Source organism: Actinospica sp., assembly GCF_035552695.1.
Classification (GTDB): Bacteria; Actinomycetota; Actinomycetes; order Streptomycetales; family Catenulisporaceae; genus Actinospica.
This window is the reverse complement of the sequence record NZ_DASZKT010000129.1, coordinates 1-14,250: the sequence shown is the minus strand read 5'-3', so window position 1 is coordinate 14,250 and position 14,250 is coordinate 1. Positions and strand designations below refer to the sequence as shown.

Genomic DNA, 14,250 nt, shown 5'->3' with positions numbered 1-14,250 from the left:
GTGGCGGGTCGACGATGTTGACCGGGCTCCTCGAGATTCTGGCAGCGCTGTGCCTACTCGTCCTGTGCGCGATAGGCGCCCTCTTCCTGCGCCGGATCATGATCCGGCGCCGGGGCGGCACCTTCGACTGCAGCCTGCGTCTGACTCCCGCGCTGCCGGGGGCGACGCGGGCTGCTGCGCGCATAGGCGCCCCCGCGCCGGCCGCCGAAGCCGTCGAGGTCGAGCCGGTGCGCGGCACCGGCACCCCGTTCACCGCCGCCGGCGTGCGCGACGGCCGCGGCTGGTCCTACGGCATCGCCCAGTACGGCGCCGACCGCGTCGACTGGTACCGCATCTTCTCCTACGCCCTCCGCCCGGCCGCCGTGCTCACCCGGCGCGACCTCGAGGTGGTCGGCCGCCGCGCCCCCGAGGGCACCGAGGAGCTCGCCCTCTTCCCCGGCTGGACGATCCTGGACTGCCGCTTCGGCGCCGGATACGCCGAACTCGCGCTGTCCGAGGACGCGCTCACCGGATTCCTCTCCTGGCTCGAGGCCGCGCCCCCGGGACAGGACGTCTCCCGGGTCTCCTGAGCCCGCGTCAGCTCTTCTCGCGGGTACCGCCCGGCACCCACAGCACGTCGCCGCCGGCGTCCTTGTTCGCGTAGCGCGCCAGGATGAACAGCAGGTCCGACAGCCGGTTGAGGTACTTCGCCGTCAGCACGTTCATCGAGTCGCCGTGCGCGTCGATCGCGGTCCACGCCGAGCGCTCGGCCCGCCGCACCACCGTGCGCGCCACGTGCAGCAGCGCGCTGCCCGGCGTGCCGCCGGGCAGGATGAACGAGCGCAGGTTCTCCAGGCTCTCGTTGTAGTGGTCGCAGTCCCGCTCGAGGCGGTCGATGTCGGCCTGCTCGATCCGCAGCGGCGGATACTCCGGCTCGGGCACGACCGGGTTGCTGAGGTCGGCGCCGACGTCGAACAGCTCGTTCTGAATCCGGGTCAGCGTGGCGGCGCTCTCGGGATCCAGCTGCCCGAGGGCGATGGCGACCCCGATGCTGGAGTTCGCCTCGTCCGTGTCCGCGTACGCGACGAGCCGCGCGTCGGTCTTGGAGGTCTTGCTCATGTCGCCCAGCCGGGTGGACCCGTCGTCCCCGGTGCGCGTGTAGATCCTGGTGAGGTTGACTGCCATGTCCCGAGCTTAGCCACCCGGAGCGGGGCCGAGGCCGCGTTCGATCAGCTCGGCGGCGCGCCGGACGTCGGCCGTGACGGCGGCGTGGAGGTCTTCGGGGCCGGACGCCGTCTCCAGGTGGCGGCGCAGGCTGGCGTACTGGACGGGCCAGAGGCCGAGCAGGGCGTGGGCCGCGGCCAGAGCCTCGGGGTCGCCGCCGAATCTCGGGGCGAGGAGCTCGGCCGCCATCGTGGTCATGCGCGCGGTCTCCTCGTGCTGGTAGGCGCGCAGCGAGGGCGTGGACCGGATGAGCGCGCCGAAGCGACGCGTCTGCTCGCGTGCCCGCCCGAAGTCGGGCTCGGACGCGATCCGGCCGATGAGCGCACCGAGTTCCTCGGCCAGCACGCCGAGAACGGCGGTCACCGGCGGGGTCGCGTGGTCGCCGAGAGCGGTCCGGAGGGCATCGGGGAGGGCCTCGACGTGGTCGAGCAGCAACGCCTCCTTGGTCGGGAAGTAGTTGTAGACCGTCTTCTCCGATACGCCGCAGGCCTCTGCGATCTCGACCACGCGCACGGCGTCGAAGCCCTTGGCCAGGAACAGTTCCGTGGCCGTGTCGGTCAGCAGCTTCCGCGTCTGCTGCTTCCGGCGTTCGCGCAGGCTCATAGGTCTAGTTTACTGCTACTGTAGAACTTACAGTGACTGTAGAGATCTAGCTGGAGGCAGTGCCATGAGCGCGATACGCATCGAGCAGACCTATCCGCAGCCGACCGGCGTCGTCTGGCGCGCCTTGACCGATCCGGAGGTGGTCCCGCGGTGGACGTCGACCGGCGCGGGCGGGCGGCCGGTCGGGTTCTCCACGGAGGTGGGGACGCGGTTCCAGTTCATCGGCAAGCCCAAGCCCGGCTGGGACGGCGTGGTCGACTGCGTGGTGCTCGAGGCCCGCGAGCCTTCCGTCTTCCGTTTCAGTTGGACGGACAGTGGCAGCGGCGACGTGACCGAGGTCGCCTTCCTGCTCGCGCCGACCGGCGATGGCGGGACCCGGCTCGTCTACGAGCACACGGGCTTCAGGGGCGTCGGCGGGTTCTTCATGGCGCGGCTGCTCGGGCGCGTCCGGCGCACCATGCTGCGGTCGGGACTGCCCCCGGTCCTCGCTGACCTCGCTTAGCTACCGGCTAGTAGGCTGCGAGCCATGACAAACACTATCGCCGTGATCGGTGCCGGACTGATGGGTTCGGGCATCGCCCAGGTATCGGCGGCCGCCGGATACGAGGTGGTCCTGAGGGACGTGTCGGACGCCGCCACCGCGCGCGGGCTGGCCGGTATCACCGCCTCCTACGAGAAGTTCGTGAGCAAGGGCAGGCTCGCCCAGGCGGACGCCGAGGCGGCGCTGGCCAGGATCACCGCCACCACCGACCTGGGGGCCGTGGCCGAGGCGGACGTGGTCGTGGAGGCCGTCTTCGAGGACCTCGAGGTCAAGCAGGGCCTGTTCCGCGAGATCGACAAGATCGCCAAGCCGGGCGCGGTGCTGGCGACCAACACCTCCGCGCTGCCGATCACCCAGATCGCGGCGGTGACCGAGCGGCCCGAGGCGGTCGTGGGCACGCACTTCTTCTCCCCGGTGCCGCTTATGGCGCTGTGCGAGCTCGTGCGCGGCTACAAGACCGCGGACGAGACGCTGGTCCGCGCGCGTGAGTTCGCCGAGAAGGTCGGCAAGACGTGCATCGTGGTCAACCGGGACGTGGCCGGCTTCGTGACCACCCGGCTGATCGCCGCGCTGGGCAACGAGGCGGTGCGGCTGCTGGAGACGGGCGTGGCCACCGCCGAGGACATCGACACGGCGTGCAAGCTCGGCTTCGGGCACACGATGGGCCCGCTCGCCACGCTCGACCTGACCGGCGTGGACATCATGCGCAACGCCACCCGGAACATCTACAACGAGACCCACGCGGACCAGTTCGCGGTGCCCGAACTGCTGAACCGCATGGTCGCGGCCGGGGATCTGGGCCGCAAGACCGGCCACGGGTTCTACGACTACAGCTGAGCGCCGGGCAGCTGGGCAACCGGGCAGCTGGCGCGAAGAAGCCTGAGTGCCCCTCAGCTGAGGGGCACTCAGGTCTCGTTTCCTACGCGTTCGCGTCGATCGCCTGGCCGCGCAGCAGCCGCTGCGTGCCGTCGCGCTGCTCCAGCAGCATCCGGCGCAGGGCCGGCGGCATGATCTTCTCGTCCGTCTCCGCGAGCACCACGTCCACGGCGTCCACGACGGACTGTTCCACCGTCAGGATCGGGTAGAGACCGCCGACGAGATACTGCGCCATGTGCGGCGTGCGCTCGGCCCACAGCCGGGTGACGGCCTCGAAATAGCGCGCCACGTACGGCTTGAGCAGTTCGCGCTGCTCGTTCTGCGTGAAGCCGGTCATGACCGCGAGCAGCTCCTCGTTGCTGAGCTTGTCGCTCTCCACCATCGAGGCCCAGGCCTCTTCCTTGGCCTCGGCCGTCGGGATGGCCGCGCGGCAGTTCAGTGCGTGCCGCCTGCCCGCGGCGGTCGGGTCCTTGGCGAGCTCGGCGTCGATCAGCGCGGCGTCCGCGCGACCCATCGCGGTCAGCCGCGCCAGCAGCGCCCAGCGCAGATCGGTGTCCACGGTCAGGCCGTCGATCCGCTCGGTTCCCTCCAGCAGCCCGCCGAGCAGGTTCAGCTGAGCGTTCGTCAGCGCCGAGGCGGTCAGCGCCTTGGCCCAGGAGAGCTGGATGTCGCTGCCCGGCTCGGCCGCCAGCAGCCGCTCGTGCGCGAACCGGGCCCACCGGTCGGCGAGCTCCTTGCGGTGCGCCGGCGACGCGTAGAGCTCGATCGCGCTTTTCACCTGGAGCTGCAGCGACTGCAGCATGCCGATGTCGGTCTCCTTGGCCGCCCCGGAGAGCACCAGCGCCACGTACGCGCTCGCCGACAGCTCGCCGTTGCGCATCATGTCCCAGGTCGCGACCCAGGCCAGCACGCGCGGCAGCGATTCGGTGAACTCGCCGATCGACTCGATCAGCGTCGCGATGGAGCGGTCGTCGAAGCGGATCTTCGTGTACGAGAGGTCGTCGTCGTTGAGCACGACCACGTCCGGCTGCCCCGCCCCGACGAGTTCGGGGACTTCGGTGCGCGGCCCGTCCACGTCGAGTTCGATCCGGCGCACCCGGGCCAGGCCCGCTTCGGACTTCTCGTAGAGGCCGATGGCGATCCGGTGCGGACGCAGCGTCGGGTAGTCCGCGGGGGCCTCCTGCAGCACCGCGAACGACGTGTACGCGCCGTCCTCGGCGAGAGTGAATTCCGCGCGCAGCGTGTTCGGCCCCGCCGTCTCCAGCCACGCCTTCGACCAGGCCGCGAGGTCCCGGCCGCTGGCTTCCTCGAGCGCGTCGAGCAGGTCGGACAGCCGGGCGTTGCCCCAGGCGTGCCGCCGGAAGTAGGTCCGCAGGCCCTCGAAGAACGGCTCATCGCCGACGTACGCCACGAGCTGCTTGAGCACCGAGGCGCCCTTCGCGTACGTGATGCCGTCGAAGTTCACGTACACGGCTTCGAGGTCCGGGATCTCGGCCACGACAGGGTGCGTGGACGGCAGTTGGTCCTGCGAGTAGGCCCGGGACTTCTCGACGTTCGCGAAGGTGGCCCAGGCGCCGGTCCAGCGCGTCGCGTCGGCCTGGCAGCGGACCGAGGCGTAGGTGGCGAAGGACTCATTGAGCCACAGGTCGTTCCACCACTGCATGGTGACCAGGTCGCCGAACCACATGTGCGCGAGCTCGTGCAGGATCGTCTCGGCCCGCCGCGCGTACGAGGCGTCGGTGACCTTGGAGCGGAAGACGTAGACCTCGCGGAAGGTCACGCAGCCCGCGTTCTCCATCGCGCCGGCGTTGTACTCGGGCACGAACAGCTGGTCGTACTTGGCGAAGGGGTAGGGCTGGTCGAACTTCGCCTCGAAGTAGTCGAAGCCCTTGAAGGTGACGTCGAAGATCTCGTCGGCGTCCAGGTACTCCATCAGGGACTTGCGCGCGACGACGGCCATCGGGATCACCGTGCCGTTGGCCGACGTGTAGTTCTTGCGCACGACGCCGTAGTCACCCGCGACCAGCGCGGTGATGTAGGTCGAGATCCGCTCCGTGGGCGCGAAACGCCACACGGCCACGCCGTCGGCCACCGGCTCCGGCGCCGGCGTGGGCGCGTTGGAGAACAGCTCCCAGGTCGCCGGCGCGGTCACGGTGAACTCGAAGCTGGCCTTCAGATCCGGCTGCTCGAAGTTGGCGAACACGCGGCGGGCGTCCGGCACCTCGAACTGCGTGTACAGGAACACGCCGCCGTCCACCGGGTCCACCATCCGGTGCAGGCCCTCGCCGGTGTGGCTGTACTGGCATTCCGCCCGCACCCGCAGCACGTTCTCGGCCTGGAGGTCTCCGAGGGCGATGCGCGAGTCGGCGAAGACGACGGCCGGGTCGAGCGAGCGGCCGTTGAGGGTGATCTCGTGGACCGAACCCTTCGTGACCAGGTCGGCGAACGTGGCCGCACCCGGCTCGGCGGTGAAGCTGATGGTGCTGCTGGAGCCGAAGCTCTCGGAGCCGACCGTGAGATCGAGCTCGACCTCGTAGGACGAAACCGAAATCAGGCGCGCGCGGTCAGCGGCCTCTTCACGTGTCAGATTGGTACCGGGCACTTTCCTGCACGGCTCCTTACTCGGACTGGTTGGTCAGGTCTCTTGCGTGCTGAAGATACTTGCATGGAATCCTACGGCCGTGGGTGGCGGGAATGGGCGGGGCCGCTGCCGGTGTTGGCGATGTCATGACGGATTCTGTGCGGGAACGGGTGGCGGCCGACCTCTGGGTCGACCCGCTGTGCCCTTGGGCCTGGATGACGAGCCGCTGGCTGCTCGAGGTGGAGAAGCTGCGTCCGATCGACGTGCGCTTCCACGTGATGTCGCTCTCGGTGCTCAACGAGGGCCGCGAGGAGTTGCCCGAGCGGTACAAGGAAATGCTCGGCCGCGGCTTGGGCCCGGTCCGGGTGCTGATCGCGGCTCAGCAGCAGCACGGCGACGAGGTCGTCCGTCCGCTGTACGAGGCGCTCGGCACGCGGCGGCACCTCGGCAAGGAGGAGTTCAGCCGGGAGGTGATCGAGGCCGCGCTCACCGAGGCGGGGCTGCCGACGTCGCTGGCCGACGCGGCGGGCACCGACGCCTACGACGAGGCGCTCAAGGAGTCGCACCACGCCGGCATGGACCAGGTGGGCATGGACGTCGGCACCCCGGTGATCGCCACCGAGGGCGTGGCGTTCTTCGGTCCGGTGGTCTCCCCGGCGCCCAAGGGCGAGGCCGCGGCGAAGCTGTGGGACGGGGTGCTGCTGGTCGCCGGGACCGACGGCTTCTTCGAGCTCAAGCGGACCCGGACCCGCGAGCCGATCTTTGACTGAGCGGCGTCGAATCGGTCGAATCATCAGTCGGTGACGGCCTGACGGCGGTCCCGGCCAGCGGCAGGCGCACCGTGAACACGGCGCCCCCGCCCGGCCGGGACCGCACCGCCGCGGTGCCGCCGTGCGCCTGCGCGACCGAGTTCACGATCGAGAGCCCGAGTCCGCTCCCGCCGGTACCGCCGCCGCGACCGCGCGAGCTGTCGGCGCGATAGAAGCGCTCGAAGACGAGCCGCTGCTGCTGTTCGCTCAGGCCCGGCCCCTCGTCGGCCACCTCGAGCACCACCTGCTCGCCCTCGTGGCACGCCCGGATCGTGGCGCGGCTGCCCGGCGGGGTGTGCGCACGCACGTTGGACAACAGGTTCGCGAGCACCTGGCGCAGCCGGTCCCCGTCGCCGATCACGCGCACCGGGCCGTCCGCGTCGTCCACCGCGGTCTCGATCGGCCAGCGCGGATCTGCGGCCAGCGAGTCCCGCGCCGCGTCGTGGATCAGAACACTGAGGTCCACGATCGCGCGGTCCAGCGGACGTCCGGAGTCCAGCCGGGCGAGCAGCAGCAATTCGTCGACCAATACGCCCATCCGGCTTGCCTCGGACTCGATCCGGCGCATCGCCAAGGCCAGGTCCTCGGGCCGCGAGGACGCACCGCGGCGGAACAGCTCGGCATAGCCGCGGATGGACGCGAGCGGGGTGCGCAGCTCGTGCGAGGCGTCCGCGATGAAGCGCCGCAGCCGGTTCTCCGAGGCGCGCTGCTCGTTGAACGCGTGCTCCAGACGAGTGAGCATCATGTTCACCGAATGCCCCACCCGGCCCAGTTCGGTGTCCGGATCGGCCGGCGCCACCCGCTGGTTCAGCTCGCCGCTGCCGATCAGCACGATCTCGTCGCCCATCTTCTCGAAGGGCCGCAGCTGCCGCTTGATCTTCATGCTCGCCATCCAGCCGACGAAGCAGAACGCGAGGCCCGCGGTGACCAGCTCGACGAGGCCGATGTGCCACATGGTGTTCGTCACGCTGCGCTCGGAGGTCGCGAGGATCAGCGTGCCCTGATCATCAGGGAGGTAGCTCACCCGGACGCGGTACTTGGTCGAGTCCTGGATCGTCGTGTAGAACTCGGCGCCGTCCTGGTTCGGCCCGGACCCCGGCCGTCCGGCCTTCATGGCGGCGGTGATCGCCGGAGTCGAGCCGATCTGCTGGACCGTGCCGTTGGAGAGCCGCATCAGCAGCAGCGCGGGCAGCATGCCGGACTGCGCGGCCCTGGCCCACTGCGTGTCCGAGGAGGTGCTCAGGACCGGCGGGTTGTGCGATTCGGACTGTGTGGCGACGTACTGGTTCATGAGCACCGAGGCCGCCGACAGCTGCGCGTCCAGGTTGCTCAGCAGCAGGTTGTAGACGGCCCAGGAGGTCACCGCGCCGGCGATCAGCAGCGCGACGACGAGCCGTATCAGCAGCGTGCGCAGCAGCCGCGCCCGCAGCGAACCGCGGCCGCCGCGATGCTTCGCGCACAACCAGCGATAGACCCGCTTAGCGCCCGCCATCGGATCCCAGGGACGCTCTCGGATCCCGCGGCAGCCGTAGCGAGTAGCCGACCCCGCGCACGGTGTGGATCAGCGGCACCCGGTCGCGGTCCACCTTCTTCCTCAGATAGGAGATGTAGGTCTCGACGACGTTGTCGCCGCCGCCGAAGTCGTACTGCCACACGTGGTCCAGGATCTGCGCCTTCGACATCACCCGGCCCGCGTTCAGGGTGAGGAAGCGCAGCAGCTTGAACTCGGTCGGCGTCAGCTCCATCGGCTCGCCGCCGCGCCGCGCCTCGTGCGCGTCCTCGTCGATGACCAGGTCCGCGTAGCCGAGCTGCGCCCCCTCCTGGCCCGGCCGGGTGCGGCGCAGCACGGCCCTGATCCGCGCGATCAGCTCGTCCAGCGAGAAGGGCTTGGTCACGTAGTCGTCCCCGCCGACCGTCAGCCCGGTGATCTTGTCCTCGGTGGCGTCCCGCGCGGTCAGGAACACCACAGGTACCCGCAGCCCCTGCGCGCGCAGCCGGCTGCACACCTCAAGCCCGTCGAAGTCCGGCAGCATCACGTCCAGCACCAGCAGGTCCGGACCGAACTCGGCGGCCGCGGCCAGCGCCGCCCGGCCGTTCGCCGCGCTGGCCACCTCGAAGCCCTCGTAGCGCAGCGCGAGGCCGACCAGGTCCGTGATCGAGGCCTCGTCGTCGATCACCAGGATGCGCGCCTCAGGTCGTGATTCGGCCATCCGCCACTCCGCCTCGTCTCCCCGTCTCGTCCTCGCCGGGCTCGCGGCCGCTCTGGTCATGCGTCCAACGTGCCTTCATCCACTGTGCCCCACTTGTGAGCCGGCTGGGAGTCGGCTGTGAGCCGGTCGAGCGGGAGCTGAGCAAGGCATGAGAGTTGATTTTGTGGCTTTCGGCAACAGGTTCGCGATCGGCGCGCCGCTAGCGTCGTTGGATGAAGATCCCAATCTGAGGATCCCTACAAGCTAAGGAGCCTCGATGGCGTCCACTCTCGCCCTCGATCCGCGCGCCGACCGCCGCGTGCTCGCCGATCTCGTCCGCGTCCCGCTCGGCTCGACGGCTCGCGCGGCCGCCTTGATCATCGGTGGTGCCGGGCTGACCGGACTCGCCGCGCAGATCTCCATCCCGGTGCACGGCTCGCCGGTGCCGGTCACCGGTCAGACATTCGGCGTGCTGCTGGTCGGCGCGGCGCTGGGCGCCCGCCGCGGGGCCGCCTCGATGGCGCTGTACCTGCTCGCCGGACTCGTGGGGGTGCCGTGGTTCGCCGGCGGAGGCACCGGCTCGATCCACCTGGCCACGCTCGGCTACCTGGTCGGCTTCGTCCTGGCGGGGGCGCTCGTCGGCCGGCTCGCGGAACGCGGCGCCGACCGCTCCCCGTGGCGCACCGCGCTCACGATGGTCGCGGGCAACGTGGTCATCTACGCGTGCGGCGTGCCCTACCTGGCCTGGTCCGCGCACCTGTCCGCGTCCGCCTCGCTGCACTACGGGCTGACGGTCTTTCTGCTCGGCGACGCGCTGAAGATTCTCCTCGCCGCCGGCCTGCTGCCGACCGCCTGGAAGCTCGTCGGCAACCGGACCATGGCAGACTAGCCACATGCGTATCTACCTGGGCTCGGACCACGCGGGCTTCGAGCTGAAGAACCACCTCGTCGCACGGCTGAAGGAGCTCGGGCACGAGCCGGTCGACTGCGGGCCGTACGAGTACGTGGCCACCGACGACTACCCGCCCTACGTGATGGCCTCGGCCAAGAGCGCGGCCGACGACCCGGGCACGCTCGGCGTCGTCATCGGCGGCTCCGGCAACGGCGAGGTCATCGCCGCCAACAAGGTGCCGGGCACCCGCGCGGCGCTGGTGTGGAGCGAGGAGACCGCTTCGCTGGCCCGGCAGCACAACGACGCCAACGTGATCAGCATCGGCGCCCGGATGCACTCGATCGAGGTCGCGACGCGCTTCGTCGAGATCTTCGTGGACACGCCGTTCAGCCAGGACCCGCGGCACGTCCGCCGGATCGCCATGCTCACCGAGTTCGAGTCCACCGGAGAGCTGCCCAAGCCGGAGTAGGCCGTGCCCCACCGTATTCCTACCAACGAGTGACACGGTGGGACTTCACCGGGACTTTTGCCCCCGCGCCGGATGACGGTGGCGAGGCCGGGTCGGTAAGGTCGGCGTCCATGATGGCGACGGCTGCGATGGACCGTCCGGCGGCCCGCTCGCGTGATGCGGCGCGCCGCCGGAGCCGGATGTGGGCGGCGCGGTTCTGGATCAGGCATCGACTGCTGGCGGCCGAGGCCCTGGTCCTGCCGGCGCTGCTCGCGCTCACCGCGGTGCTCGGGGTGCTCGCGCACCTGCACAACCCGTGGGTCCAGACCTCGATGGTCACCCTGCCGCTGCTGCTCGGCGGCTTCACGCTCACCTTCACCTCGCAGCTGGTCCTGCTGGCGGCGGCGGCCGTGGTCGTGCTCGCCGACTCGGCCACGATGAATCCGTCCCGGCCCGACCCCGGCACCGTACTGCTGGTCGGACTCACCGCGCTGGTCGTGCTCGTCATGTCGCGGGAACGGGTCCGCCTCGGCGTGCGCGGCACCCGCGGCGAATCCATGCTCTTCGATCTGCGCGAGCGGCTGCAGGCGCAGGGCCGGGTGCCCCGGCTGCCGAACGGCTGGGAGGTGGACGTCGCGCTCAAGTCGGCGGGCGGCCAGTCCTTCGCCGGGGACTTCCTGATCGCCGCGCGCTCTGAACAGGGCGGCGTGCTGCAACTCGGCCTGGTGGACGTCAGCGGCAAGGGCCTGGAGGCGGGAACCAGGGCCCTGGCACTGTCCGGCGCGTTCGGCGGGCTGCTCGGCTCGGTCCCGGCCGCCGAGTTCCTGGCCTCGGCGAACCGCTACCTGCTGCGGCAGGGCTGGGAGGAGGGCTTCGCCACCGCGGTGCACCTCGTGCTCGACCTGGAGTCCGGCGAGTTCGAGTGCTACAGCGCCGGACATCCGCCGGTCGCGCGGCTGAACGCGGGCGCCGGCGAGTGGGAGCTCGCCGAGACCCCGGGCCCGGTGCTCGGCGTGCTGCCCGAGGTGGTGTACGAGCCGTGCCGCGGCCGCCTGGACCCCGGCGACGCGCTGCTGCTGTACACCGACGGACTCGTCGAGCGGCCCGGCCGGGACCTCTCCGTGGGCCTGGACCGCTTGCTCGGCGCCGCGCAGACCCTGCACACCAAGAGCTTCCCGGGCGGCGCGATGCGCATCGTGGACACGGTCGCCCGCTCGGTGAACGACGACCGTGCTCTCGTGCTGCTGTGCCGCGACGCGCTGGTCTCAGCCGAGGCTTGAGCCGTCCACCGTTCCGCTGGGCGCGCTGATCGCGGCCGTCGTGCCGTAGCCCGCGAACGTCAGCGCGTTCGAGCCCGAGTAGGTCACCTCGACCGGCAGGCCGGTCGCCGCGTTCACGGCGATGGCCGTGGCCGGAGCGTCCTGCGCGCTCGGTGCGCTGATCTCGACGCAGCTCACGCCCTGCACGGTCTTGGTCCCGGCGAGCGCCCAGCTGGACGAAGCCGAGGTCAGGGCCTTGCCCAGCGTGCTCGGCGTCAGCAGTGCGTCAGTGCCGCCCAGGCCGCCGCTGAAGAACGTCGTGGTCTGTGCGCCCGTCAGCTTCACGAAGTTCGCGCCCGCGGCCGCGATCTGACTGCTGGTCAGCACGCTGCCCCAGGACGTCTCGACCATCGAGTCGGGCGCGGCGCTCGCCTGCCCGGGCTCGTACATGGCGTCTGGACGATCTGCGCGGCGGACTCGGCGGACACGTTCGTGGTCTGCGGTGTGCAGTCGCCGACCGCCGCGTTCGTGGTGCTCGCCGGGGCGCTCGGGCTGCCCTGGCCGGTCGTGGTGACCTTCGAGACGTTCGTGCTCGACTGGCCGACCTGAGCCGAGCAGCCGGTGAGCGCGAGCGTGAGCATCGCGACGCCGATGAGCGCGGCGCGCGAGGTGATTCCGGGCACGGGTGGGTATCCCGCCTTCTGCTTCGGTGGTCAGGAAACGCCGTTCTTGCGGTACGGCTCGTAGGTGCCGCCGTTGGTCACGCCGTTGTGCGACCAGTACGGGTACGGGATGACGTGCGCCACGGTGCCGTCCGAGCCGTCGTCCTCCAGCGCGTAGTACTGGGTGTGCTGCGCGTTGGCCCAGCCGCCGAAGAGCACCACGTGGTCGCTGGCGATCATCGCGTCGCCCGGCTGCAGGTCGTCCTTGCTGATCGAGTGCGAGACCGAGGAGCCCATCAGGCCGGTGCAGTTCGTGCCGGGCTTGGCCAGCCCCCAGGCCGCGGAGACGCTGCCGGAGCAGTCGTCCCGGTAGCCGTCGGTGTACGCGGACTGGCTGTAGCCGATCTGATGGCGCACCCGCGCCTCCATGTTCGCCAAGATCTGCTGGCGCCCGGGGGAGAGCGAGGAGTAGTCGGGCAGCGTGGTGCGCATGCCCTCACCGGTGCGCGGGCCGTTGATGCCCGCGGTCCAGTTGCCGGTGGTCTGCCAGTCGCCGCCGGTGGTGTCGGCGATCCCGCCGCCGCCCGCGGTCGTGGTGCCACCGCCGCCGGTCGAGCCGCCGGTCGAACCTCCGCCGGTTCCGCCGCCGCCAGCGCCGCCGCCGCTGCCCGTGGAACCGCCGCCTCCGCCACCCCCGGCCGAGCCGCCTCCGCCGGTGGACCCGCCGCCTCCGGTGCCCGTGCCGCTGGTGCTCGTCGATCCGCCGCCGTTGGAGCCGCCGCCGGCCGGTGTGCCGAGCAGCGACTGCGCCGCGCCCGCCGCCGTCGCCCCGTCGCTCCCGGAAAGCGAGTTCAGCAGATTTCTGATCTGTGCGGAGCCGGGCGCGTTCGAGTTCAGCGCCGCCTGGATGTTGGTGATCCCGTTCGCCGCCGCGTCATCGACGATCTGGTACTCGACCGCGCAGCGTCGCAGCGTCTCCGAGTCCTGACCCAGCTGCTGCGCGAGCGTGTCCAGCTTGCCCGCCGCGTCGTTCAGCTTGGACCGCAGCTCGAACCAGACCGCGAGCTGCGCGCCGCCGAGGAAGATGTTGATCGCGTCGCTCGCCAGCGTGTTCTCCAGCAGCGTGCCGAGATGCGACTCGATCGTGGACAGCTGCTTGGGCAACTGTTCCACCTGCTGCGCCTGCGTGTTCCAGTCCTGCGAGACCTGTTGCAACTGCTGTGCGTCGACCGAGAACGCGTCGGCCATCCCCGTGCCCCCTATGAATATCGCGACCCGCGGATCGCGGTTCCGTTCAGCGTCAGATCAGCGTGGCCGCGAGATTCGCGGCGTCGTTCAGCTCCGTCGAAATCTGCGAGAACTGCTCGGAGAGCTGCGAGGTGTGCTGCCGGAACGAGTCCGCCGCCTCGCCCTGCCACGTCACCTTCGCGGCGTCCTGCACCAGCTGCTGACCGAGCTGCTCCAGCTGCTGCGCCATCTTCCGCAGGTCCGCGGCCATCTCCTCGGGCGCGCCGACGTGGTCGAACAGGCCCTTGAAGATGCCTTCCACGCCGTCGCCCACGCCGGTCAGGAAGTCGCCCACCCCGTGCACGACGTCGCCCGCCACCTGCGCTCCGGCGTCGACCACGTCCGCACCCGCGTGAACGAGGTCTCCCGCAGCGTTTTCGAGGTCCCCGAGAATCCCCATTCCCCATCCCCTTCGAAGTCTTACGAAAGCTCCGATGGGCGCAATCCTACCGGAGTGCGCCCATCGGGGACAGGGTTCTGCGGTGCTATGACCTCACCGGATGCGGTGCGACCGCGGCATCTGTGACTGCGGCATCACTGCATCGCCGCGAGCGCCGCCGCCGTCTCCGGCCCCGCGTACGAGGCGCCGTAGCCCGCGTCGAGCACCACGCAGCCGATCGCGATGTCCAGCGTCGGATCGAACACGACCATCCAGCTGTTCGGCTTGTCCTGGGTGGAGCCGACGTCCGCCGTGCCGGTCTTGCCGTAGACCGTCGAGTTGACGCCGCTGAAGACGTTGTAGGCGGTGCCGTCGGACTCCGTCGTGACCGCCTTCATCATCTGCCACAGGCTCTGCTGCGCGCTCGAGGGCAGCGAGGTCGCGGTCAGCTGGGCGGCGCCCTGCACCACGATCGGCTGCTTGAACGAGCCCGAGTCCACCGTCGCGACGACCGAGGCCAT

Annotated in this window: 16 protein-coding genes; 7 read left to right on the top strand and 9 right to left on the bottom strand. The window is 70.5% G+C overall.

Going from position 1 to position 14,250, the window contains the following annotated elements:
• Positions 1-14: 14 nt before the first annotated feature.
• The gene (locus VG296_RS16185; RefSeq protein ID WP_325566558.1) at positions 15-569 is read left to right on the top strand and encodes a DUF2550 domain-containing protein; all 555 of its coding nucleotides are present in this window, start codon (positions 15-17) and stop codon (positions 567-569) included.
• Positions 570-576: 7 nt separating this feature from the next.
• On the opposite strand, the gene VG296_RS16180 is transcribed toward VG296_RS16185, so the two are convergent.
• Together VG296_RS16180 and VG296_RS16175 are read right to left on the bottom strand one after the other, a co-directional pair.
• Positions 577-1,164, bottom strand: coding sequence for a cob(I)yrinic acid a,c-diamide adenosyltransferase (locus tag VG296_RS16180; RefSeq protein WP_325566557.1), 588 nt, complete (start codon positions 1,162-1,164; stop codon positions 577-579).
• A gap of 9 nt (positions 1,165-1,173) precedes the next feature.
• Positions 1,174-1,806, bottom strand: coding sequence for a TetR/AcrR family transcriptional regulator (locus VG296_RS16175; protein WP_325566556.1), 633 nt, complete (start codon positions 1,804-1,806; stop codon positions 1,174-1,176).
• A 64-nt stretch (positions 1,807-1,870) separates the two neighbouring features.
• Between VG296_RS16175 and VG296_RS16170 the strand changes: the two genes are divergently transcribed.
• Positions 1,871-2,308 carry an SRPBCC domain-containing protein gene (locus VG296_RS16170; RefSeq protein WP_325566555.1) on the top strand — a complete coding sequence of 146 codons (438 nt, stop codon included), beginning with the start codon at positions 1,871-1,873 and terminating at the stop codon, positions 2,306-2,308.
• A 24-nt stretch (positions 2,309-2,332) separates the two neighbouring features.
• Positions 2,333-3,184, top strand: a complete 852-nt coding sequence (locus tag VG296_RS16165; protein ID WP_325566554.1) for a 3-hydroxyacyl-CoA dehydrogenase family protein — start codon at positions 2,333-2,335, stop codon at positions 3,182-3,184.
• An 82-nt stretch (positions 3,185-3,266) separates the two neighbouring features.
• Here the strand turns inward: VG296_RS16165 and pepN are convergent, their stop codons facing one another.
• A complete protein-coding gene (pepN, locus tag VG296_RS16160; RefSeq protein ID WP_325566553.1) occupies positions 3,267-5,825 on the bottom strand; it encodes an aminopeptidase N in 2,559 nt (852 codons plus the stop codon).
• Between the two features lie 125 nt (positions 5,826-5,950).
• On the opposite strand from pepN, the gene VG296_RS16155 reads away from it, so the two are divergent.
• Complete coding sequence (locus VG296_RS16155) at positions 5,951-6,574, top strand: DsbA family protein (protein ID WP_325566552.1); 624 nt, start codon at positions 5,951-5,953, stop codon at positions 6,572-6,574.
• On the opposite strand, the gene VG296_RS16150 is transcribed toward VG296_RS16155, so the two are convergent.
• Positions 6,537-8,105, bottom strand: coding sequence for a HAMP domain-containing sensor histidine kinase (locus VG296_RS16150; RefSeq protein ID WP_325566551.1), 1,569 nt, complete (start codon positions 8,103-8,105; stop codon positions 6,537-6,539). The genes VG296_RS16155 and VG296_RS16150 overlap by 38 nt on opposite strands.
• Positions 8,092-8,823 carry a response regulator transcription factor gene (locus VG296_RS16145; protein ID WP_325566550.1) on the bottom strand — a complete coding sequence of 244 codons (732 nt, stop codon included), beginning with the start codon at positions 8,821-8,823 and terminating at the stop codon, positions 8,092-8,094. The genes VG296_RS16150 and VG296_RS16145 overlap by 14 nt, the downstream gene beginning before the upstream one ends.
• 256 nt (positions 8,824-9,079) lie before the next feature.
• Between VG296_RS16145 and VG296_RS16140 the strand changes: the two genes are divergently transcribed.
• The 3 genes from VG296_RS16140 to VG296_RS16130 all read left to right on the top strand — a co-directional run bounded on the left by VG296_RS16140 (position 9,080) and on the right by VG296_RS16130 (position 11,422).
• Entirely contained in the window at positions 9,080-9,691 is a 612-nt protein-coding gene (locus VG296_RS16140) for a biotin transporter BioY (RefSeq protein ID WP_325566549.1), read from the top strand.
• 4 nt (positions 9,692-9,695) lie between these two features.
• A complete protein-coding gene (locus tag VG296_RS16135; protein ID WP_325566548.1) occupies positions 9,696-10,163 on the top strand; it encodes a ribose-5-phosphate isomerase in 468 nt (155 codons plus the stop codon).
• A gap of 110 nt (positions 10,164-10,273) precedes the next feature.
• A complete protein-coding gene (locus tag VG296_RS16130) occupies positions 10,274-11,422 on the top strand; it encodes a PP2C family protein-serine/threonine phosphatase (RefSeq protein WP_325566547.1) in 1,149 nt (382 codons plus the stop codon).
• On the opposite strand, the gene VG296_RS16125 is transcribed toward VG296_RS16130, so the two are convergent.
• The 4 genes from VG296_RS16125 to VG296_RS16110 form a co-directional block, all read right to left on the bottom strand.
• Positions 11,408-11,851, bottom strand: a complete 444-nt coding sequence (locus tag VG296_RS16125; protein WP_325566546.1) for a hypothetical protein — start codon at positions 11,849-11,851, stop codon at positions 11,408-11,410. The two genes, VG296_RS16130 and VG296_RS16125, sit on opposite strands and share 15 nt — an antisense overlap.
• Before the next feature lie 263 nt (positions 11,852-12,114).
• A complete protein-coding gene (locus tag VG296_RS16120; protein ID WP_325566545.1) occupies positions 12,115-13,311 on the bottom strand; it encodes a hypothetical protein in 1,197 nt (398 codons plus the stop codon).
• A 52-nt stretch (positions 13,312-13,363) separates the two neighbouring features.
• Positions 13,364-13,750 (bottom strand): hypothetical protein, encoded by a 387-nt coding sequence (locus VG296_RS16115; protein ID WP_325566544.1) that lies wholly within the window; start codon positions 13,748-13,750, stop codon positions 13,364-13,366.
• A 134-nt stretch (positions 13,751-13,884) separates the two neighbouring features.
• Positions 13,885-14,250, bottom strand: a 366-nt coding sequence (locus VG296_RS16110; RefSeq protein WP_325566543.1) for a penicillin-binding transpeptidase domain-containing protein, incomplete at its 5' end; no start/stop codon positions are given.